A 20,946-nucleotide genomic window follows, 5' to 3' on the forward strand; every position below is an offset into this window, starting at 1 on the left:
GCCCCCACCCTGTGTCAGATTCCGCCAAGCCTTATTGTCGATGCCCTTGTAATGGTCGTGTCTGGAAGCGGCAGCCCCGTCATCAGGTTCCAGATCGGCAGGTTTTGCGCATTGTAGCGGATCGTCACCGTGAACTGGTTCGGATCGGACTGGGCATTGTCGACACTCACCTGCATCTTCGATGGATCGATCAGTGAATATTTTGCCGCGTTTTTCTGGATGTAGGTTGTCGCCAGCGTCAACCGCTCCGGGGGATCGATACCCGCCAGCGCCGTCCGCGTGGCATCTGCCGCAAGCTGCTGGACGGCATTCGCCACGCCCAGATAAAGACCGAAGGCGATCATACCCATCAGGATCAGAAGAAAAACCGGCGCCAATATTGCGAATTCGACCGCCGCCGTGCCGCTTTTATTTCGCTTGAAAAATAACAATGAAGGTATTCTTCGATGCACGTTTGAAAACCTGTCCGATATGAATGAAAACCTTTTTCGCCCCATAATAAGGTAAGCCATTTGCCCTCCCGTCAAAGAGCATTGAAACCTTATTCCCATGTCAATTCGAAGCATCATGCATCATGCATGCGCCGACCATCCGCCTTTGCGGACAGGTCACGTTTTAAATTCTTCTATCTACTTTCAGATGTAATTTCCCGATCTTATTTAATCAGGAGATAATTTAAGAACACTTAATTACTTTAAGAATCCGGTTTTATTTTGCGATTTCCAAAAGAATAACTGCAAGTTGTATATTGGCGCCAACTTGGTTCTCTTCATCGTTTGCTTTCGCACCATGACCGGAAGGAACCAGAGGCATCCATCCCTTTGTGTCACCGACAATTATTGCATGACAAATAATTAAGATGAAATCCTGAGCGGAGAAGCATAGATATCCCGTTAGCAATCCATAGTGGGCAAGTATTGTCTCGCTTTGGTTGTATGCGACAGAGAATTGGCGGGACATATTGATAAATCTCCGGAGATCGGAGGTTCTGAAAGTTAGAGGGTTTGACGGTGCTTACATCTTCCGATTCTTCCAAAACCGGGCAGCGAACAGCACCTTCGCAGAAGCGCGCGCGCAGCATGGCGCGCCGCTGGTGGCTCTGGCTTCCCGTCGCGGCAATCGTGGCCGGCGCGGGCTGGTATTTTTACGGCTCCGGTGAAGCTGGAGGCCAGAAGACGAGCTATCTCGCCGAAACGGTCACGCGCGGCGATATCGAAAACGCGATTACCGCCGTCGGCACACTCAGCGCGCTGCGCAGCATCAATGTCGGCGCGCAGGTTTCGGGCCAGCTTAAAAGCGTGAAAGTCGAAGTCGGCGATCAGGTCAAGCAGGGCGAGCTTATCGCCGAAATCGATCCATCGCCCTTTGAGAAAAAGGTGGAGATATCAAGCGCCCAGCTCGACAATCTCAAGGCACAGCTTCTCAGCAAGCAAGCTCAGCTTACCCTGAAAAAGGCCAATGCGGCACGCCAGCGCTCGCTTCTGGCCACACGCGGCGTATCGCAATCCACCGTCGATCAGGCTGATGCCGACCTCGCCATGGCCGATGCGGATGTGAAGGCGCTCGGCGCGCAAATCCGCCAGCAGGAAGCCCAGCTTGCCAGCGACAAGGTCGATCTCGGCTACACCAAGATTTACAGCCCCATGGAAGGCACAGTCGTCGATCAGGCCGCCAAGGAAGGCGAAACGCTGAATGCCGTGCAAAGCGCGCCGACCATTGTTACCGTGGCCGATCTTAAGGTCATGACGGTGGAAGCGCAGGTTTCGGAAGCCGATATCGGCAGGCTGAAGCCCGGAATGCCGGTCTATTTCACCTTGCTTGGCCAGCCGGAGAAGCGTTTTACCGGCACGCTGCGCCAGATCAAGCCGACGCCTGCGACCGAGAACAATGTCGTGCTCTATTATGCATTGTTCGACGTTCCGAACCCGACCGGCGAGCTGATGATCAACATGAGCACACAGGTCTATTTCATTCTCGATGAGGCGAAGGACGTGTTGATCGTCCCCTCCTCCGCGCTGAACTACAAGCGCGAAGGCCCCCAGAACCAGAGAGGCAAGCCGCAGATTTCGGTCAAGGTCGTTAGCGACAACGGCTCGATCACCGAACGTCAGGTTCAGATCGGCGTACGCAATCGCGTGCAGACCGAGATCAAGAGCGGCCTCGAGGAAGGTGACAAGGTCGTCGTCACCAGCGCGTCCAGCGGAGCTGAAGCCGCCGCAGGACAGCGTGGCCGCAGGCCCGGCATGCGCCTGTTCTGATGAGCCATCCCATGACCAACACGCCGCTCATCAGACTGGATGATATCCGCAAGACCTATCACAATGGCGACCTTGCCGTTGAGGTGCTGCACGGCATCACACTCGATATTCAGGCTGGAGAGTTCGTCGCGATCATGGGCGCGTCGGGCTCCGGCAAATCGACGCTGATGAACATTCTGGGCTGTCTCGACAGCCCGAGCGGCGGACAATATCTGCTCGACGGCGAGGACGTCTCGACACTGGATGCCGATGCGCTGGCAGCATTGCGTCGCCGAACCTTTGGCTTCGTCTTCCAGAGCTACAACCTCATCTCGACCTCGACCGCGCAGGAAAACGTCGAAGTACCTGCGATCTATGCGGGCCTGCCCGCATCGGAGCGCCATGCGCGTGCCGCCGAACTGCTTAATTCGCTGAAGCTCGGCGACCGCCTCGATCATCGCCCGAACCAGCTTTCCGGCGGCCAGCAGCAGCGTGTTTCCATCGCGCGCGCGCTCATGAACGGCGGGCGCATCATCCTTGCCGACGAGCCGACCGGCGCACTCGACAGCCAGAGCGGCGAGGATGTGATGGAATTGCTGCGCTCCATGCACGCACAGGGTCATACCGTCATCGTCATCACGCATGCCCGCGAAGTGGCCGAACGCGCCGATCGGCTGATCGAAATCCGCGACGGCCAGATACTCTCCGATACAGTGAAGCGCGCCATTCCCGATACGCAGGCGCCATTCCGGTTGCAGGAGAGCCTTGAAGGCAATTCAGCCCGCATCGCCGATATTTCGGAAGCGGTGAAGATGGCGATGCGCGCCTTGCGGGCCAACATCTTCCGAACGATCCTTACTCTCCTCGGCATCATCATCGGCGTCAGTTCCGTTGTGACGATGCTCGCCATCGGTACCGGCGCGCAAAACTCGATTCTCGACCGCATCAATGCGATGGGCACCGATCTCATTCTGGTACGCCCGTCCATGGCGGGCTTCCGGGGAACAGGCTCGATAGCGACACTGGTTCCCGAAGATGCCACCGCCATTCTGGAACTGCCGAACATCAGAACCGCGGTCCCCGAAGTCACCGGCACCGTGACGCTGCGGCGTGGCAATGTCGACTATCAGTCACAGGCAAACGGCACTGTCCCTGCCTTTTCCGAAGCCAAATCGTGGAAGGTTGCCACCGGCGACTTCATCAGCCAGAGCGATCTGGACAACTATGCGCCGGTCGCAGTGCTGGGCAAAACGGTCGTCAACACCCTGTTCCCCGACGGCAGTAATCCCATCGGCCAATATATTCTGATTCAGAAGATTCCATTTCAGGTGATCGGAACCCTGGAGCCAAAGGGTGCAGGCTTTGGCGGCTCGGATCAGGACGACGTGGTGATAGTGCCGCTTTCCACCGGCAATCTGCGGCTGTTCGGCCAGAAATACGTGCGCACCATCACGGTGCAGGTGAAGGATTCCGACCTTATCAACACGACGCAGGAACAGATTCAGGACCTGCTCGACCAGCGCCACAAGAAGCAGGACACGATGATAACCAACATGTCCTCCATCCGCGAGGATGCGACGGCGATGGGCAATACGATGACGCTGTTTCTGGGATCGGTCGCAGCAATCTCGCTTCTGGTCGGCGGCATCGGCGTCATGAACATCATGCTGGTGAGCGTGACGGAGCGCACCCGCGAGATCGGCGTGCGGATGGCGACCGGCGCAAGGCGGCGCGATATTCTACTGCAGTTCATCACCGAAGCGCTGACCGTCTCGGCAATTGGCGGTGCATTTGGAGTCGTGATCGGGCTGGGCGCTGCTGCCGTCGCAGGCTGGGCCGGGCTTTCAGTCGGCTACAGCTTGGGACCCGTCCTGCTGGCCTTCGCCTGTGCTTTCGCCACTGGCCTGATCTTCGGTTTCCTGCCTGCGCGCAAGGCTTCTCGCCTGCTCCCGGCTGTGGCACTGTCTTCTGAATAGAAAAACAGTGATTGGAAGGCAGTGCAGCGATGATTCTCCTGAAGCGAGGCCTCTCCGTCGCAGCCATAGCGCTTGCTGCTACAGTTGCGCTGGCGCAGCCCGGCCGCACGGAGACCTGCAACCGCCAAACCTTTGAAAGTACAAACTACATCATCTGCGATGCAAAGACGGACGGCACAGGCTTGCATCTGTTCTGGAAAAATTCCGACGATGAGCCCTATCGCAATTTTTCGAAAATAGCCGACGCTGCCGCAAGCCGCGGTGAGACACTGGTTTTCGCGCTCAATGCCGGAATGTATCAGCCTGATTTTTCGCCGATGGGTCTCTACGTCGAAAATGGCCGTGAGCTTCGCCCGGCAAGCAAGACGACACCTGTTCGTGGGTCCGGGCCCGTACCGAACTTTTACAAGAAGCCGAACGGCATCTTCTACCTCGGCGACAAGGGTGCCGAAATCCTGCCGACAGACCGTTTCCTGAAACAAAAGATCAAGCCGCAACTGGCCACCCAGTCCGGGCCGATGCTGGTTATCCGCAACCGGATCAATCCGATTTTCATCGTCGGCTCAACCGACAAGACCCGGCGCAGCGGTATCGGCATTTGCAGTGGCGGTGCTATCCGATTCGCAGTCAGCGAAGACGCGGTCAATTTCCACGATTTCGCAAAATTGTTTCGAGACCATCTCCAATGCCCCAACGCCCTGTTTCTTGACGGCGGCGGCGGTGCTGGCATTTACGTTCCAGCGCTGGGACGGAATGATGTCTCGTGGCACGGCGGTTACGGCCCGATCTTCGGGTTTGTGGAGTAATGTTGAATCGGCAGAAAATGAAAAGGCCGGTCTGGAGATCAGACCGGCCTTTCAGATAATGCATTCTGCATTGCTTACTTGAACAGCAGCGGCAAGGTGATTGGCATACGCGCCTTGGCAATGGCTGCCGGCGGGGCAGGCACAGGCGAAGCTCGACGCGCTGCTTCCAGTGCAAGCTGATCGACCTCCGAATTACCGGACGAACCGGCCAGCTTGACCGAAAGCACGTTGCCAGACGGATCAATCACAAAGTTGATGACCACGCGTCCTTTGGCGTTGCGTGCCTTGCGCTGCATGAAACGCGTGTTACGCGCCATATGCGCATTCATCTTCGCCTGCCATTTGTTGGAGGCGACGCCCGCCGACGCAGAATTCTCGCCACGACGGTTCGCAGCAGCCTTCTCGCCCGCATCTGCATCCATGCGCGGCGCAGCAGCCTGACGGGTTTCTGGCGCCTTCTCGGCCTTCTTGGGCTTGGGCTTCTCGACCTTGGGTTGCTTCGGCTTTTCCGGTTTCGGCTTCTCAACCTTTTTCGGTTCTGGCTTCGGCTCCGGCTTGGGTTCCGGTTTCACTTCCGGCTTTTCGACCGGCAACGGAACAGCCACTTCGGGCTTTTCTGCCTCGACCACATCCGGAATGACTTCTTCCGGTTCCTGAACGGCCTGTGGTTCCGGCTCAGGCTCGGGCGGTTTCACCTCTTCCGGTTCAGGTGGTGTCGGTTCTTCCTGCACCGGTTCTGGCTGCGGGGCCGGTTCCGGCTCTGCCTGTTCCTGCGGCGCTTCAGCCGTTTCCGGCTGGGCTTCTTCCGCAACCTGTTCTTCCATCGGCGCTTCCGGCTCCAGCGCAAGTTCCACCACCATGGCGGCAACCTGCGAACCGTCAGGCTGATCCTGCTCCTGCGCCATATGGATGGCATAGGCACCGGCAGCATGAACGGTCAGAACAAGAATACCCGCACCGAGCCAGCGCCCCGCATCATGCCAGAAGGAATGATGATGAGTGTCAGCCGAAGCCACCTTTACAGGAGGATGGTCGGGCGGAAGTGCGTTCATTGCGCGGCTCCCTGCGCTGCGGGAGTTTGCGAGGCGGGGGCCGGTTGCGCAGGCACACCGGTGGGTGCGGCTCCGCTCTGGTCGGCGCCGACGGTTTCAAGACCGACCAGCGCAATCTTCAGATAACCGGCTTCACGCAGAAGATTCATCACACGCATCAATTCGCCATAGCCGACATTCTTGTCGGCGCGCAGGAAGATACGCGCTTCCTTGTTTTTTTCGGACAGACCGTCCAGCGCCACACCGAGGCGCTCGCGGGCAACGGTGTCATTGCCGACACTGATGCTGAGATCGTCCTTCAGGGTCACATAAAGCGGCTTGTCGGGACGGGGTGCAGGCGCTGCCGTCGAGGCAGGCAGATCCACCTTCACATCCACAGTCGCCAGAGGCGCTGCCACCATGAAAATGATGAGCAGAACCAACATGACATCGATGAATGGCGTCACATTGATCTCGTGGTTCAGCTCGAGATCGTCACCGCCGCCTTCGCGAACTTTACCAGCCATGGTGCCTACTCCGCTGCGTGCAGCGTGCCTTCACGCACGCCGGCCGTTCTGAAATCCAGATCGCGGCTGACAAGGCGCTCGACCCCTGCCGAAGCATCGGCCAGCAGCGACCGGTAGCCGGTGATGGAACGGGCGAACACATTGTAGATAACCACAGCAGGGATAGCTGCGACGAGACCGATGGCAGTTGCAAGCAAGGCTTCGGCAATACCCGGCGCCACGACGGCGAGGTTCGTCGTCTGCGCCTGGCTGATATTGATGAACGAATTCATGATGCCCCAGACCGTGCCGAACAGACCAACAAACGGCGCAACCGAACCGATGGTCGCAAGAATGCCAGTGCCCTTGGAAAGACGGCGTCCGGCCTTGGCCTCGATACGCGACAGGCGCGAGGAAACACGCTCCTTGAGGCCTTCGCCACCGGCGCGCGCCAGCGCAGGACCCGACAAGCGCACCTCATCTTCTGCAGCACGGACCAGAACTGCACCCGGTCCCTTTGCACCGTCCAACGCGTGGACTGCTTCGGCAAGCGTTGCCGAATGACCGATAACTTTCAATGCCTTGGTAGCACGGCGGCGCGCACCGGCCAGTTCAAGCGTCTTGGCGACCCAGACCGTCCATGTGGCAAGCGAAGCGATCGCGAGACCAATCATCACGGCCTTCACGACCCAGTCGGCAGCCATGAACATGCCCCATGGCGAAAGATCGTGCGGGAGGATCAAACCGTTCTCGCTTTCGACAGGTGCAGCAGCAGGCGCAGCTGTCTGGGACTGGATCAGTTCAGGCGAAGGTGCCGTAGCCGGTGTGGTTGCTGCCGGGGCAGACGCTCCCGGTTCGTTCGCAGGCGCCGGAGCAGCGACAGGCGCTGTATTGGCTGGTGCGGAACTGGAAGGCGCCTCTGCGGCGGGGGCGGCCGGGGCATTCGTCGATGGGGTTACGTCCTGGGCCAATGCAGAAGCCGCACCCAGCAAGCCGATGCCCATCGCCGCAGCCATGAAGCCTTTTCGCCAGAAACCAGTCATTTTGATCGCCTTTTGATTGTTCAAATCCGCGAGCACATGACTAAACCCTCATGCAGGCCGTCGCGCCGCTTGTTGGGCCTCTTCTTAACTCCCAATAACATGATGGCGCAAGTCATGTTTTCATTTTAAGGGCATTTTCGTCTTGCAATCCAAGGATTAGCGAACATTTTTCGCCTCTCGGCTTTTTGCCAGTTGCACATTCGTGCCAAATCAGACCTGATATGGTTAACCGCAGCGCTTGAGGATTGGATTTAAGAACAAATTCCGGGTGCTCGGGAGGAAATGCAATTCCGGCCAAGCCGGAATCCGGAGGACATGCCTATGATGCTCAAGGATATCCAGACACTTGAACATGCGGCCCGTACTGCCATGGCAGGAAATGATGATCCGCTGCCGGTACAACAGCGTTCGCTGAAGCCATCACATGTGGGACTGGCCTTTATCATGCTGGCCGGTGCGGCTTACCTGATACTGGCCTGATACTGGCCCGATGCTGGCTTGAGCCAGAAATCTTCAACTCAAAAGCGTTTTTTGCCCCATTTTTGCCACGGAAAAGACGTGGGTTTCACAATTTTGACGTTTGAATAACACAGATTTTGAGCGGAACGGAAACCGTTTCCCCTCGTTTTTTCTCCTGTAGACGGCGAGATTGCCTCTCGCCTTCGGTTTGCCTTAATTACCGACAGGAGTTTCCATGAAAAGACTTCTCGCCTCGACGGCTCTTGCCGCGCTGATTGCCTTGCCCGCCTTCGCGCAGGGTGGTTCACCGATCTTCTCCGACGAGAAACAGGAAAAGCCGATTGCCAGCGAGAACGGATATTTCGTGGCATCCCCCGGCCAGCTTCTGGTGTCAGGCTTCATCGGACAGGCGGTCTATAACGGCCCATCCAACGATGCCGCGAATATCGGGACGGTCAATGACATGATCCTCGGTGCCGATGGCAGCCCGCAGGCGGTGGTGATCGGGGTCGGCGGCTTTCTCGGTGTCGGGGAGAAGAATGTCGCAATTGGCTTCGATCACGTGTCATGGGTGGTTCGTGAAGACGGCAAGCGCTGGCTGATCGTGGACGCCACCAAGGAACAGCTCGAAAAGGCGCCGGCATTCGACCGCAGCGCAGCTTTCGAAGCAGATGGCGTACCGCGCGCCGAACCGCCAGCCGCCGAAAAGACCATTACCACGCAGAAGGCGGACAGGATCATGCCTGATGGCATGAAGCCGGTTCCCTCCGAGGGACTAAGTGCGGACAAGCTCATCGGAGCCACGGTTTTCGGTGCGGATGAAACGAAGATCGGAACGGTCGGCGATGTCCTGATGACCGCCGACGGGCAGACAGAGGCATTCGTTGTCGACGTGGGCGGTTTCCTTGGCATCAATTCCAAGCCGGTGGCCGTTTCCATCGCCAATCTCGACGTTGCGACCGGCAAGGACGACAAGCTGAACGTCTTCACGCAGTTCACCAAGGAACAGTTGCAGGCACAGTCCGCCTATTCGGACGAAGCCTACAAGAAGGACCCGGAAGGCACGATCCTTCATGGCGAAGCGGAGTAAGGCTTCACGATATTTGCGGAGGCATTATCTGTAGTGCTCCCGCACTTTCCCGCCATTTACCCTGCCATTTACCATGACTTGCAACAACCGGCTGGTCTTGTTGCCGCTGATGGCTTGGCATGCAACCATTAAGCCAGCCGCACGTTATCCAAACGATAACCAGAGACTGAACAGGAGAGCTGATATGGCGCGTGCATCCGCGAAAACGAGCAAGATCGAAGAAAAGATCGAGGAAGCGCTGACCGATGCCAGCACGGAAGACCTGCAGGCCCAGGTCGAGCAGCTGAAGGAAGATATCGCTGCCATTGCGGCAACACTTGCCAATCTCGGTTCGCAGACCGTCCGCGACGCAAAACGCAGCGCGAAGGAAACCTACAAGAGCGCTTATATTCAGGGCGAGGACGCCATCGATGATCTGCGCAACAAGGCGCAGGATGTTGAAGCCCAGCTGACGGCAACGGTGCGCGAACGCCCGATTGCCGCGCTCGCCACTGCACTCGGCGTCGGCTATCTGCTGGCCCTGCTCTCGCGCCGCTGAGGCGGATCATGCTGAAAGCTCTCATGCCCCTATTGTCTGCGATGGCAGGCGAAGAACTGAAATTCGTCGCGGGTCAAACGAAACGTGCAGCGATTTTCGGTGCGGCCATCGCCGTCTTCGCAATCATCGCGATCACCTTTTTCTGCGTCGCCGCCTTTCTGGCACTGGCGCAGAACTATGGCGGGCCGCTGGCGGCTCTCATTCTGGCTGCATTGTCGCTGATCGTGGCGCTTCTCATTCTCGCAGTCCTGAAAATTCAGGCTGCGTCCGAGGCCAAAAAGCGCAAGCAGAAAATGGAAGCGGACAAATCGGCGATGGTTGCAGCCGCAGCAATCGCGACCGTGCCTGCCATCCTCAAACGACCCATACTCGCCGCCGCCCTGCCGCTTGCAGGCATTGCTCTGGTCTCGCTGCTTTCTGACAAGAAAAAGCGCCCGCCGCAGAGCTGATAGCTTCACGCAAACGCAAAAACGCCGGCTTCAAGCCGGCGTTTTGTTTTCCGCCTTCACCGCCAGCTTTATTTGCCAACCGGCATTTCGCCTTCTTCGGCTAGTACTCTCATGAATCTAGTGGATTTTTCGAATTTGACGTTTGAAACGAGATTGGTATCGGACGGGTATCAAACGTCAAATTCAATCCACTAGCGACGACAAGCGGACAATCACTCTGGTTCCGACACCATCATCGGTCTTGCAGTAGACGGGCTTTTCGCCGAACTGCATGCAAAGCTGTTCGATCACCAGCGTACCGAGACCGTTCTTCTCGCCGGATTTCTGCTGGTCCTTGTCGAAGCCCACACCGTCATCTTCCACGACCAGCACCGGGATAGCATCTTCACCCGGCTTCAGGCTGATCCGGATATGCCCTTCCGGACGTCCCTTGAAAGCATGCTTGATCGCGTTGGTGACAAGCTCGCCCAGAATGATGCCAATTGTCGTCACATCGCGCGCCTTCAGATCAAGTGGCGCGAAATCGGTCGAAAATTCGATCTTGCGATCCTGACCGATAGCGGTTCGGATATCGTTGATGACGGTTCCGAGAAAATCGTCGACGCGGGCCGATTCCATATCCTCGCCGAGACGCAAGCGCCGGTGCGCTGTCGATACCGTCTGGACGCGATCGCGAGCGGCGGCGAGAGCCGCGCGAGCATCCTCGCTGCGCGTCTGCCGCATCTGAAGGCCAAGCAGGGATGAAACGGTGGCCAATGAATTGCCGATGCGATGATTGGTGTCCTGCAGCAGAAGCTCGACCCGCTGGCGCTCCCGCTCGGCGATGCGGCGCTCGTGCTCAAGCTCGGCGGTCCGTTCCTGCACACGCTGTTCCAGCAATTGCTTTTCCGAACGCAGCGCCGTTTGCCCCTCGAACATCGACCGCGCATAACGCTGAACCCGGCTGAACAGCAGAAGCGCCAGCATGGCAGCGGAAGCCAGCGCCACGATAGACGTCGCCGTCATCCAGTAGCGCATGCGGTTGATCCGCTTGTTGCGTTCAAGAAGCTGTTGTTCTTCCGCATCGATGAATTGCGTAACTGTATTGGCAAGCTGATCCATCAGCACCTTGCCCTCATCGCCGCGCACCTTTTCAACCGCTGCCGCCACATCACCCGACTGGGCAAGATTGACCGTCTCGCGCACATCTTCCTGTTCGCGTTCGACCAGCGCGCGGATCTGCTGAACCCGCGCATCCTGCAGCGGGCTCTGATCTGTCAGGGCTTCGAGGTCAGCAAGCGTCTTGTCGACGCTCAGAATCGTGTTGCGATACAGATCGAGATAAGTCTCATCCAGCGTCAGAAGATAGCCGCGACGGCTCATCTCGATATTGCTGGCAAGGCGCGCAACCTTGTCGACCTGCTGGCGCAAGGCATAATTGCGGGAAATATCGACGACCTGATGATTGACCCCGGACGACAGAAACAACGTCATGATGGCCGACAGCAGCACAAGGCCGAGCGAAACGATAACCGCAACCGGCTTCGATGACGATTGAAGCAGTTTTTGCAACAAGGCTGATGGCAAGAACGCAACCCACAAACAAACGATCACTTTGCCGACAGGAAATATCAGCAGCTGCTAACCTACAAGTGGCAGGATAAAAAGCAATCGTTGTGGGCGAAAACAGGCGAAGGTTTGAGGTTTTAGCGCGATAAGCCCCCCTTTCATGGGAAAGAGGGGCAATTGATCATGCGTTATGCAAAGCTTCTCAAGGTCGCCCGCGATGAATCGGCATCCGGACCGTAGTCGCCTTCGCCTTCGATCTTGAGGATTTCCTGCAAGCGCGTGCGAGCACGGCTGACACGGCTCTTGATCGTGCCGACAGCACAGCCGCAGATTTCCGCAGCTTCCTCATAGGCAAAGCCCGAAGCGCCGATCAGAATGATCGCTTCGCGCTGATCGTCGGGCAATTGCTCTAATGCTGCGCGGAAATCCTGCAGATCAAGCGTACCATATTGCGAAGGATGCACGGCGAGCTGTTCGCTGAACACGCCATCCGTGTCCTGCACTTCGCGGCCACGCTTGCGCATCTGCGTGTAGAATTCATTGCGCAGGATGGTGAAAAGCCAGGCCTTCATATTGGTCCCCATTTCAAAGGACTCCTGCTTGGCCCATGCTTTCATGATCGTATCTTGTACGAGATCATCTGCCTTGTCGTGCTGTCCAATCAGCGACACCGCAAAGGCGCGCAGGCTCGGCAGCGATGACAGAAGCTCTCGCTTGAACTGTGCATTACTCTCAACCGACGGACCGGGTGCTGTGTTCACGCATACTCTCCTGTTCAGCCTGATCGAGTTTTTGGAGAAGATCGAGGAAGCGATCCGGGATCGTCTCATCCTGTATCGAGGTGTACAGTGCCTTTAGTTTCAATCCGACTTCACAATTTGGTCCTAGTATATCCTTCTGAACGCGACGGGACGACCTGACCCCGGCTCCGTTCATGTGAAGGTTCTCTTTTTCTGCCATATCTTGATCGTTCCGGGCTAAATGCCCTACCCTATTAATCTAAGCCCCTGCTTGTCCGGGAAATGCGCGGCTTACCAAAAAGTTCCCTAATATATCTCCCAATCTCGGAACTTTTTTCAAAGCGCCCCGTTTAGAGTACCATAATGCTGCGCTCAAAGCATGGGCGGGAGGGGTCTAGAACCGTGTCCGCCAATGTGCATTCAATGAACGAAAGCGGCAGTTGAGGAGTTCCAATACCATGACGTTATCGACGCGTATCGCGCCGCACCTTCCCTATCTCCGTCGTTTTTCTCGTGCTCTTACCGGCTCCCAGGCTTCCGGCGACGCTTATGTTGCGGCTGCCCTTGAAGCCCTGATTGCCGATGTGAGCATTTTTCCGGACGCCTCGTCCGACCGGATCGGCCTCTATCGCCTTTTCTGCGATCTTTATAAGACGGCCTCGGTTCGCGTACCGGAACCAGCATCGGAATTTGCATGGGAACAGCAGGCTGCAAGAAATCTTTCGCATATCGCGCCCCTTCCGCGACAGGCATTCCTGCTTGTGGCGGTGGAAGGTTTTTCCGACAAGGAAGCCGCCGAAATTCTCGAACTGGACGATGTTGAACTGAGCCGTGTTCTCTCGGCTGCATCGACCGAGATTTCGCGTCAGGTGGCAACGCGCATCATGATTATCGAGGACGAACCGCTGATCGCGATGGATATCGAGCAGATGGTAGAAAGTCTCGGCCATGAAGTCGTCGGCATTGCGCGCACCAAGGATGAGGCCCTGGCGCTCTACAAACAGGAAAAGCCGCGTATGGTTCTGGCTGATATCCAGCTGGCCGATGGAAGCTCGGGCATCGATGCAGTGAATGAAATCCTGCAGAACGACACGATCCCGGTCATTTTCATCACCGCTTTCCCGGAACGTCTGCTGACGGGCGAGCGCCCGGAACCGACCTTCCTCGTCACCAAGCCGTTCAATCCGGATATGGTGAAGGCGCTGATCAGCCAGGCACTCTTCTTCGAAGAAGCCTCGCAGGTCGCAGCTTAAATCCAAAGGTCATAAACTCCCGAAAGGCGGCAGCTTTCGGGAGTTTAATGTTGGCGCTTCAATACACCGCCAAATCACACCGCCTTAGGTCCTGACATGAGTATTTAGAGTTGTGAGCGCCTTAATTTACCCGGAAGCACGGAACCAACCTGGCCTGGATGTCGTTTCTCCTTCACACAATAAAAAGGAGACCGGACATGCTTTATTATGCGCTCGTATTTCTTGTGGTGGCACTCGTAGCAGGTGCGCTCGGTTTCGGCGGCATCGCTGGTGCGTCAGCCGGTATAGCGCAGATTCTGTTCTTCGTGTTCCTTGCTCTGCTCGTTATTTCGCTCATCGCTTCGGCGATCCGCAAGGCGTAACAGATATAAAATCAAAGGCTGTTTTTGACCTTCTGACTCACCAGCCTATATTGCTTCTTAATGAAATTCGCCGCCGCATCACGTCATGCGGCGGTTTATCGGTTCCAGAATTCGGGCCAGTTCAAGGATCACAAGACGATCACTCGATCGAGACCCGCCGACCAGTCGATGAAATGGATGCCATGGCACGCAAATTTCCGCATAACTTTTCCGGAGCTTTTGCCGCTTTGCCAATGCGCGACCCAAATATTTGTTTCGTCGCATTCTCCTACGCAAAACCGCTTCGCACTTTTGCTGGAAATGCTTTGAATTCGGTTGCGGGATAATCGGGGCAGACATGACCGCTGGCGCAAAAGTTACCCTGCAAGAAACGGAACCTGACGCAGCCCGGCTGCGAGCCTTGCTGAGGGCCGTGCGCAACAGCAATGTCTGCGTTCTCTACCAGACACCCGATCTGATCTATTCCTGGGGGGAGAACATTCCGCTCTACTGGCAGGAAAAGTGGAAAATCGGTGGAAGTGACTGCGATTTCATTTTCTCCGTCACCTTGCACAAACTCGACGGCGCGAAGCGCGCGGCACTGGATACCGGCGAAGCGCAGAATGTGGAGATCGCCATCAATGATGGCGACAAGCTGCGCTGGATCGAATTTCACATCGACTGCGATCGTGATGATAACGGCAATATACTAGGCCTTGTCACCACGGCTATTGAAATCAGCGAACTGAAGCGACGCGAGCAGGTGCTGAAGACCCTCTTGCGTGAAGTCAGCCATCGCTCCAAGAACCTTCTGGCCATCGTGCAAAGCATTGCCAGCCAGACGGCACGCTTCACCGATTCCATCGACGACTTTCTGTTGAAGTTCCGCGGACGCATCCAGTCCCTATCCTATTCACAGGATCTGGTGACCGATTCGAACTGGCGCGGCGCACTGTTTCGCGATCTCGTGCATTCACAGGTCGAAAAATATATCGACGTCAGCGACGAACGCCTGAGCATCGATGGCGACAATCCCTATCTTTTCCCCGGTGCCGCACTGCATGTCGGCCTTGCGCTGCACGAGCTGGTGGTCAATGCGACCTCCTTCGGCGGTCTTTCGATCCCTTATGGCCGGGTAAAGATTTCGGCGAAGGTCATCCATGTCGCCAGCGGCGATGACAGGCTGGAATTCCGCTGGGAAGAAACCAATCCGGCTATGCCCGAAGTTTTCGAGCACGATCCGCGCTTCGGCAGCGCCGTGCTGCAACGCATCGTCCCCGCCTCCGTCAATGGTCATGCCGATTATCGTATCGACGGAACCGGGGCCGTTTATTCGCTCGTCATCCCGACCGAACAGTTCGACGCCTGACCAGGCGATAACTCCTCAACAGCCACAAAAAAAGCCGCCATGGTCAGACCTGGGCCTGAACCACGGCGGCTTGCTCTGAATTTGCGGAACGCCAGCTGCATAACGTTTGACGGTTAGCGCGGCATTCTCGCCGCTCGCCTCGTGCGGGGAGGTTGAGGCGAACTCTGAAGGCCGCGTTGTGGGGGCGGGGTCACGACCTTCATGCGCGCTTAACGCCGCAGAAGAAACTTGGTTCCGTCAGTTTCGTATTTTTTTGCAATAAAGTTCCAGCCGGTGATGCACAATCTCGTAACCGAGCGATCGGGCGATCTCTTCCTGCAGTTTTTCGATCTTGTCGGAGCGGAATTCCACCACATCGCCGGAATCCATATCAATGATGTGATCATGATGCGCGCCGCTTGCCTGTTCGAACCGCGAAGGCCCTCCGGCAAAGGCGTGCCGGTGGATGGCACCGCGTTCTTCGAGAAGCTTCATCGTGCGATAAACGGTCGAAAGCGAGATGCTGCTGTCGATCTCGACCGCGCGGCGAAAAATCTCCAGCGCGTCGGGATGATCTTCCGTCTCGGTCAATATGTTCAGGATGATCCGGCGCGGCCGCGTGATGCGGACACCTGCCTGACGCAGTTCCTGTTCATAATCGGGTTTCTTGTATGATTCACTCATGCCCCGATTATGCACCGTCGCACCGCCAGTTGCAAATTTTTGCAACTGGACCAACCCCAATCTCCCCAACCCATTCCTGTGAATGTACTTTAGTGACTAAGATCCACTAAGCGTTCGAAATCGAACCCGACAGCCTTGTCGTTCAGATGGTATTGTCCCCTGCCCACCCGCACGAAAAGCGCGTTGCCTTCCGGTTGGTTGTCTGTGCAGTTTTCGGCAAGGAACGAGAAGTATCTGGAATAAGGCCAGCCTGGAGCAACCCGGCGCACATCTCTAGGCGAGAAAGGTTCGGAAAGAATACCTTTCACCCGGACAGCATTATGGATTTGAGGATAAATATTCGATCCATTTTTCCACATGCATTAACTTTACCACCAGTACGCGCAACATTCATATCCCGCGAACACGGGATAATTGCAGATTTTCCGAATATAACGTCCAGACTTCGCCGCCAAAACGCTCATGTAATCATCTGTGATCTAGCGCTACTTTTTGTCTCCCGTTCTATTGCGAATGCGCTGTATCGGATTGTGAAATACGCTTATCCGGTAACTACGGAGAAATTCATGAAAGCAAAAATCTTATTCTTTGGAATGGCAATTGCAGCTCTCACGTCTTTCGGTGCGATGGCCCAGTCCAACGGCAATATAGCGCCAAACCAAACAAAACTACCGACGCCATACAAGACCGCAAGTCTGCTGATAGTTCCCGGACAGTCTGGCCAATGCTATTACGCCACGGGTACTGACTGCGTAAGCCAATGCGACATGGGCATCTGCAAGAAATGCCGAAATGGCTATTACGCATGTACTAAATTTGATCCGCCTCCCGTCAAGAAGTGATCCCTTGTTTAGAGTTCCGCAACGGCGGAACTCTTCTCCCAAATCCACGAATGAAGGGCATGGAAAAATCAGAAAATGCTCAGATAGATGAGCGGAGACAGACAGAGGAAGAGGGCGATGAACGCAACAAAACTGCGCCGATAAAACAGACCCCAAAGGCCGAAGACTATCGCCACAGGCGCAGTATAGATGCTGAATATGACAAGATATCCATCATCGCCGACGCCAAAAAGCACGATATAGAAGAATATGAGTGCCGTCGCAGCACCAAAAGCCAGCGACACCACAGCAGAAAAGCACCAGTCCCGCTTGCGCACTAATCGGTGCGTACCCGCTTTATCCAAAGCCATTGCCAGCGATTATCAATCGGCTGGAGCAAGCACGGTAAAGAGCGCTGCTCCGTCGCGATCCAGCTCTTCGACTGCCACCGGATAGATGTCGCCTTCATGTGATCGGAGGCCGACCGCCGATGCCCCCATCGCGTCGGATATTGCATCCTTGCTGCCCCAGAACTTGCCGCGCTTTGTGAGGTCCACGCCGTCATCGGGAATAGCGACGCTATATTCCACCGCACCTTTATCGATACCATCACAGATGAGGTTCGCCGATCCGGTCTTGATTGAAACGCTCATCGTTCCTCCGCGCCTGGTTGATCTCTTGTCGGGATCGACCCTAACGCGCATCCGCGAAAGTGTAAAATACTGTCTCCGGAAGAAGTGATGGTACGCCCAAGGGGAATCGAACCCCTGTTTGCGCCGTGAGAGGGCGCCGTCCTGACCGCTAGACGATGGGCGCTTAAGCCATGTCGCTGATATAATCGCCAAAGAGAAAAAGTGCAATCCTCGAAGGGAGAAACAAACAAGGCGGCAATTATGCCGCCCTGATCAGCCTCTATCCGCTTCATAGCAGGGCGCTGAGATGCTAACGCTATCCACGCCCTGAAAATGCTCAGTCGCCGCACGGGCTTAACCAAGTCTCGGTGAGTCAAACTCAACGCGACCTGGTATTACTCGACATTGCCGAGCTTGATGCGCCCGATGATGCGCGATTCGCGATAGTCATAGATGATGAGTTCCGTACCGCCATCCGGCAGCAGCGTTTCCAGCGAAAGTTCGTTGCCGGAAAGGCTTTGCGAGAGAAGACGGGTGCCCGGCGTCAGGTTGATCTGCGATTCGATCAGCTTCGGCGGTTCCGGCTTTGCCGGAGCGGACGCAGCCTGTCCGGGGATATCCGAACGGGCTTCTTCCGCTGGCGGGGTTTCCGGCGCGCGATTGATCTTGTAGACAACAGCGACAAGCACGGCCATAAGACCGATCAGCATGACACCGATGGAGACGGCCAGAAGCCGGATCATTTTGCGGCGCACACGTTCCATGGCTGGATCAAGCTGGGGCTCGGCCTGTTCATCCGGGTAATAGCCCTGCTGATAGTCCTGATAGCCTGAATCCTGATGATTCTGGTATCTCGGATAGTGTGGATCCTGCATTCAACGACTCCGGTTCGAACTTCGCCATGTTATGGCGTGTGGCGCGTGATAGAGCATTTTGCAGCCAAATGGAAACATTTGACGTCGCATAAATGCGGTAAAACCAAGAGATAGAGCTGTTCTGACGATTTCGTTAAAACACGCCCGCTCTCATAGAGGCCCATTCTCTTAAAGGAAAGACACGAGTGAAAGAGCTTACGACCGACTCCGATGCCACAGGCAAGCGTCTCGACCAGTGGCTGGCCGCAGCATTGGGGCCGGAACTCTCGCGCAGCCGCGTTCAATCCCTTATTGCCGATGGCCATGTGACCATCGACGGCGCGCCCGCCCGTGAAGCCAAGCAAAAGCTGCGCGAAGGCATGACAATCGCCATCGTGCTGCCTGAGCCGGAACCAGCCGAACCGATTGCCGAGAACATACCGCTCGATATTCTTTACGAGGATGATGATCTCATCGTGATCAACAAACCCGCCGGGCTTGTCGTTCACCCAGGCAACGGCAACTGGACGGGAACACTCGTCAATGCCCTTATATATCATTGTGGCGATAGCTTGTCGGGCATCGGTGGAATTCGCCGCCCCGGCATCGTTCATCGTCTCGACAAGGACACGAGCGGCGTCATGGTCGTGGCCAAGAATGACCGTTCGCATCGGCATTTGAGCGAACAATTTGCCGACCATGGCCGCACCGGCGATCTGGAACGCGCTTATCTCGCACTCGTCTGGGGCATGACAGAGCGCCCGCAGGGCTTCATCGATGCGCATCTTGGACGCTCGCATCGCGACCGCACCAAGCAGGCCGTGGTCAATGAAGAGCGCGAGGATGCCCGACACGCCATCACCCATTATGTGACGGTCGAAAAATTCGCCCCCCTTGAAGATGCAACCGCACTGGCCTCGCTCGTCGAATGCCGCCTTGAGACCGGTCGCACCCACCAGATCCGCGTGCACATGGCGCATATCGGCCATCCGCTTGTCGGCGACATGGACTATGGCAGCGCCTACAAGACCAAGGCCAACAAGCTGCCGGAACCGTTGAAAGAGGCCGTGCGCGGTTTCCACCGGCAGGCACTGCATGCCTGGCTGCTCGCCTTCACCCATCCGGCCACGGAGGAACTGATGCGTTTCGAAGCGCCGGTGCCGGAAGATATGGAGCACCTTCTGGAAAATTTCCGGAAGCATTCTATATAATACTGGCAACTATCGTGGTTGGCCGAAAGGATGGATAGCTGATAAACAACAGGCTGTTTCCATCATCAAAATCTGGGGCGCGGCTGCAGTGAAAGCCGCTCTCTTGCCGCAAAAAACAATTCATTTCAGACCAAAGCGCATCCCGAAAAGTGGGAACCGGTTTTCGCGACAAGATGCGCGCAAAATAAAAAGACAGGGTATTTTCTGTGTTTCGGGAAATGCAGAAGATGCTCCAGCCACGCAACCTTTGGCCTTGAGCAGCGTTCACATTGTAGTGACAGATTGTTTCATGAGTTAAAGGATCGTGTTTTCGCCAAAATCATGCCTATATATGAGGGCTCGCGAGAGGGAAGTGCAGGAGGCAGCCCCCGCGACAGGTTCGCCAAACGGGAACCTGAAATTATAAAGGAGGGTGCTCTATGGCCCAGATGAATCTCCCAAGCATCACGTCCGGTGACGGTGGCCTTACCCGTTATCTGGAAGAAATTCGTCGCTTTCCCATGCTTGAGCCGCAGGAAGAATACATGCTGGCCAAGCGCTACCACGAACATACCGATCCCAAGGCCGCCCACAGGCTGGTGACAAGCCACCTGCGTCTCGTGGCCAAGATCGCCATGGGCTATCGCGGCTACGGCCTGCCGATTGGTGAAGTAATTTCCGAAGGCAATGTCGGCCTCATGCAGGCCGTGAAGCGTTTCGAACCTGAACGCGGTTTCCGTCTTGCCACCTATGCCATGTGGTGGATCAAGGCCTCGATCCAGGAATATATCCTGCGTTCTTGGAGCCTTGTGAAGATGGGAACGACCGCCAATCAGAAGCGCCTGTTCTTCAATCTGCGCAAGATGAAGAGCAAGATTCAGGCGCTCGATGATGGCGATCTTAACCCGGATCAGGTCAAGCAGATCGCAACCAAGCTCAAGGTCAGCGAAGACGAAGTGGTTTCCATGAACCGCCGTCTGTCCGGTGACGCGTCGCTGAATGCGCCCCTGCGCGCTTCGGAAGGCGAATCCGGCGAATGGCAGGACTGGCTGGTCGATGACAGCAGCAGCCAGGAGCAGGTTCTGATCGAGCAGGACGAGCTGGAAAACCGCCGCTCCATGCTCGAACAGGCGATGGATACGCTGAATGACCGTGAACGCCGCATTTTCGAGGCGCGCCGCCTCTCGGACGACCCGATGACGCTGGAAGACCTTTCCAGCGAGTTCGGTATCAGCCGCGAACGCGTGCGCCAGATCGAAGTGCGTGCGTTTGAAAAGGTGCAGGCTGCGGTGAAGGCCGCTGCCTACAAGCAGCAGAAGGCGCTGAACCATGTCGAGGAAGCGCACGCCTAAAGTCACAAGGCACCAAACCGACGCTGACAAGTTCTTTCTGCCGCAGAC

General features: G+C 56.4%; 26 protein-coding genes and 1 tRNA gene. 13 read left to right on the forward strand and 14 right to left on the reverse strand.

Annotated features, from left to right (window positions below; translation table 11 throughout):
• Positions 1–14: 14 nt before the first annotated feature.
• On the reverse strand, positions 15–377 hold the full coding sequence (locus OHI65_RS20110) for a TadE/TadG family type IV pilus assembly protein (RefSeq protein ID WP_319636891.1): 363 nt from the start codon (positions 375–377) through the stop codon (positions 15–17).
• 331 nt (positions 378–708) lie between these two features.
• Entirely contained in the window at positions 709–960 is a 252-nt protein-coding gene (locus tag OHI65_RS20115; protein ID WP_264358779.1) for a hypothetical protein, read from the reverse strand.
• 50 nt (positions 961–1,010) lie between these two features.
• Between OHI65_RS20115 and OHI65_RS20120 the strand changes: the two genes are divergently transcribed.
• Genes OHI65_RS20120 through OHI65_RS20130 form a run of 3 tightly spaced genes read left to right on the forward strand, consistent with a single transcriptional unit; the run spans position 1,011 to position 5,019 of the window.
• Positions 1,011–2,258, forward strand: a complete 1,248-nt coding sequence (locus tag OHI65_RS20120) for an efflux RND transporter periplasmic adaptor subunit (protein WP_125300939.1) — start codon at positions 1,011–1,013, stop codon at positions 2,256–2,258.
• Positions 2,259–2,269: 11 nt separating this feature from the next.
• Positions 2,270–4,213 (forward strand): MacB family efflux pump subunit, encoded by a 1,944-nt coding sequence (locus OHI65_RS20125; protein ID WP_125300938.1) that lies wholly within the window; start codon positions 2,270–2,272, stop codon positions 4,211–4,213.
• Positions 4,214–4,242: 29 nt separating this feature from the next.
• Positions 4,243–5,019, forward strand: a complete 777-nt coding sequence (locus OHI65_RS20130) for a phosphodiester glycosidase family protein (RefSeq protein WP_125300937.1) — start codon at positions 4,243–4,245, stop codon at positions 5,017–5,019.
• Between the two features lie 74 nt (positions 5,020–5,093).
• On the opposite strand, the gene OHI65_RS20135 is transcribed toward OHI65_RS20130, so the two are convergent.
• The 3 genes from OHI65_RS20135 to exbB are packed head-to-tail and all read right to left on the reverse strand — an operon-like array spanning position 5,094 to position 7,599.
• Positions 5,094–6,071, reverse strand: a complete 978-nt coding sequence (locus OHI65_RS20135) for an energy transducer TonB (RefSeq protein ID WP_012091364.1) — start codon at positions 6,069–6,071, stop codon at positions 5,094–5,096.
• Positions 6,068–6,577 (reverse strand): TonB system transport protein ExbD, encoded by a 510-nt coding sequence (gene exbD, locus OHI65_RS20140; protein WP_125300936.1) that lies wholly within the window; start codon positions 6,575–6,577, stop codon positions 6,068–6,070. The genes OHI65_RS20135 and exbD overlap by 4 nt, the downstream gene beginning before the upstream one ends.
• Before the next feature lie 5 nt (positions 6,578–6,582).
• Complete coding sequence (gene exbB, locus OHI65_RS20145; RefSeq protein ID WP_012091362.1) at positions 6,583–7,599, reverse strand: tonB-system energizer ExbB; 1,017 nt, start codon at positions 7,597–7,599, stop codon at positions 6,583–6,585.
• Between the two features lie 321 nt (positions 7,600–7,920).
• On the opposite strand from exbB, the gene OHI65_RS20150 reads away from it, so the two are divergent.
• The 4 genes from OHI65_RS20150 to OHI65_RS20165 all read left to right on the forward strand — a co-directional run bounded on the left by OHI65_RS20150 (position 7,921) and on the right by OHI65_RS20165 (position 10,135).
• Positions 7,921–8,079, forward strand: a complete 159-nt coding sequence (locus OHI65_RS20150) for a hypothetical protein (RefSeq protein ID WP_167375580.1) — start codon at positions 7,921–7,923, stop codon at positions 8,077–8,079.
• Between the two features lie 214 nt (positions 8,080–8,293).
• Positions 8,294–9,148: a PRC-barrel domain-containing protein gene (locus tag OHI65_RS20155; protein WP_010661341.1), complete on the forward strand. Its 855-nt coding sequence runs from the start codon at positions 8,294–8,296 to the stop codon at positions 9,146–9,148.
• 184 nt (positions 9,149–9,332) lie between these two features.
• On the forward strand, positions 9,333–9,686 hold the full coding sequence (locus OHI65_RS20160) for a DUF883 family protein (protein WP_010661342.1): 354 nt from the start codon (positions 9,333–9,335) through the stop codon (positions 9,684–9,686).
• A gap of 8 nt (positions 9,687–9,694) precedes the next feature.
• Positions 9,695–10,135, forward strand: a complete 441-nt coding sequence (locus OHI65_RS20165; RefSeq protein WP_029929576.1) for a phage holin family protein — start codon at positions 9,695–9,697, stop codon at positions 10,133–10,135.
• A gap of 183 nt (positions 10,136–10,318) precedes the next feature.
• Here OHI65_RS20165 and OHI65_RS20170 read toward each other — a convergent pair whose 3' ends face one another.
• The 3 genes from OHI65_RS20170 to OHI65_RS20180 form a co-directional block, all read right to left on the reverse strand.
• The gene (locus OHI65_RS20170) at positions 10,319–11,701 is read right to left on the reverse strand and encodes a sensor histidine kinase (RefSeq protein WP_029376267.1); all 1,383 of its coding nucleotides are present in this window, start codon (positions 11,699–11,701) and stop codon (positions 10,319–10,321) included.
• A 170-nt stretch (positions 11,702–11,871) separates the two neighbouring features.
• Positions 11,872–12,444 carry an RNA polymerase sigma factor gene (locus OHI65_RS20175; protein ID WP_010661345.1) on the reverse strand — a complete coding sequence of 191 codons (573 nt, stop codon included), beginning with the start codon at positions 12,442–12,444 and terminating at the stop codon, positions 11,872–11,874.
• Positions 12,416–12,643, reverse strand: coding sequence for a NepR family anti-sigma factor (locus tag OHI65_RS20180; protein WP_012091358.1), 228 nt, complete (start codon positions 12,641–12,643; stop codon positions 12,416–12,418). Before OHI65_RS20180 ends, OHI65_RS20175 begins: the two co-directional genes overlap by 29 nt.
• 238 nt (positions 12,644–12,881) lie before the next feature.
• On the opposite strand from OHI65_RS20180, the gene OHI65_RS20185 reads away from it, so the two are divergent.
• From OHI65_RS20185 to OHI65_RS20195, 3 genes are all read left to right on the forward strand, one after another.
• A complete protein-coding gene (locus OHI65_RS20185) occupies positions 12,882–13,676 on the forward strand; it encodes a response regulator (RefSeq protein WP_010661347.1) in 795 nt (264 codons plus the stop codon).
• Between the two features lie 197 nt (positions 13,677–13,873).
• Positions 13,874–14,038, forward strand: a complete 165-nt coding sequence (locus tag OHI65_RS20190) for a DUF1328 domain-containing protein (RefSeq protein WP_006473348.1) — start codon at positions 13,874–13,876, stop codon at positions 14,036–14,038.
• Positions 14,039–14,375: 337 nt separating this feature from the next.
• Positions 14,376–15,386 carry a sensor histidine kinase gene (locus OHI65_RS20195; RefSeq protein WP_012091357.1) on the forward strand — a complete coding sequence of 337 codons (1,011 nt, stop codon included), beginning with the start codon at positions 14,376–14,378 and terminating at the stop codon, positions 15,384–15,386.
• Between the two features lie 237 nt (positions 15,387–15,623).
• On the opposite strand, the gene OHI65_RS20200 is transcribed toward OHI65_RS20195, so the two are convergent.
• A complete protein-coding gene (locus OHI65_RS20200; RefSeq protein WP_010661349.1) occupies positions 15,624–16,049 on the reverse strand; it encodes a transcriptional repressor in 426 nt (141 codons plus the stop codon).
• An 89-nt stretch (positions 16,050–16,138) separates the two neighbouring features.
• Positions 16,139–16,408, reverse strand: coding sequence for a hypothetical protein (locus OHI65_RS20205; RefSeq protein ID WP_071634167.1), 270 nt, complete (start codon positions 16,406–16,408; stop codon positions 16,139–16,141).
• Positions 16,409–16,615: 207 nt separating this feature from the next.
• Here OHI65_RS20205 and OHI65_RS20210 point away from each other — a divergent pair, with 207 nt between their 5' ends.
• A complete protein-coding gene (locus tag OHI65_RS20210) occupies positions 16,616–16,891 on the forward strand; it encodes a hypothetical protein (protein ID WP_012091355.1) in 276 nt (91 codons plus the stop codon).
• A 68-nt stretch (positions 16,892–16,959) separates the two neighbouring features.
• Here OHI65_RS20210 and OHI65_RS20215 read toward each other — a convergent pair whose 3' ends face one another.
• The 4 genes from OHI65_RS20215 to OHI65_RS20230 all read right to left on the reverse strand — a co-directional run bounded on the left by OHI65_RS20215 (position 16,960) and on the right by OHI65_RS20230 (position 18,377).
• On the reverse strand, positions 16,960–17,241 hold the full coding sequence (locus tag OHI65_RS20215; RefSeq protein ID WP_094514172.1) for a hypothetical protein: 282 nt from the start codon (positions 17,239–17,241) through the stop codon (positions 16,960–16,962).
• Between the two features lie 12 nt (positions 17,242–17,253).
• Positions 17,254–17,523: a hypothetical protein gene (locus OHI65_RS20220; protein ID WP_167387106.1), complete on the reverse strand. Its 270-nt coding sequence runs from the start codon at positions 17,521–17,523 to the stop codon at positions 17,254–17,256.
• Between the two features lie 88 nt (positions 17,524–17,611).
• Positions 17,612–17,686: transfer RNA gene (locus OHI65_RS20225), tRNA-Glu, on the reverse strand.
• 211 nt (positions 17,687–17,897) lie between these two features.
• Positions 17,898–18,377 carry a hypothetical protein gene (locus OHI65_RS20230; protein ID WP_125300935.1) on the reverse strand — a complete coding sequence of 160 codons (480 nt, stop codon included), beginning with the start codon at positions 18,375–18,377 and terminating at the stop codon, positions 17,898–17,900.
• Between the two features lie 185 nt (positions 18,378–18,562).
• On the opposite strand from OHI65_RS20230, the gene OHI65_RS20235 reads away from it, so the two are divergent.
• Positions 18,563–19,567, forward strand: a complete 1,005-nt coding sequence (locus tag OHI65_RS20235) for an RluA family pseudouridine synthase (protein WP_036596404.1) — start codon at positions 18,563–18,565, stop codon at positions 19,565–19,567.
• 419 nt (positions 19,568–19,986) lie between these two features.
• Positions 19,987–20,898, forward strand: a complete 912-nt coding sequence (gene rpoH, locus OHI65_RS20240; protein WP_010661355.1) for an RNA polymerase sigma factor RpoH — start codon at positions 19,987–19,989, stop codon at positions 20,896–20,898.
• Positions 20,899–20,946 lie beyond the last annotated feature (48 nt).

Source organism: Brucella sp. MAB-22, assembly GCF_025908475.1.
Taxonomy (GTDB): domain Bacteria; phylum Pseudomonadota; class Alphaproteobacteria; order Rhizobiales; family Rhizobiaceae; genus Brucella; species Brucella anthropi.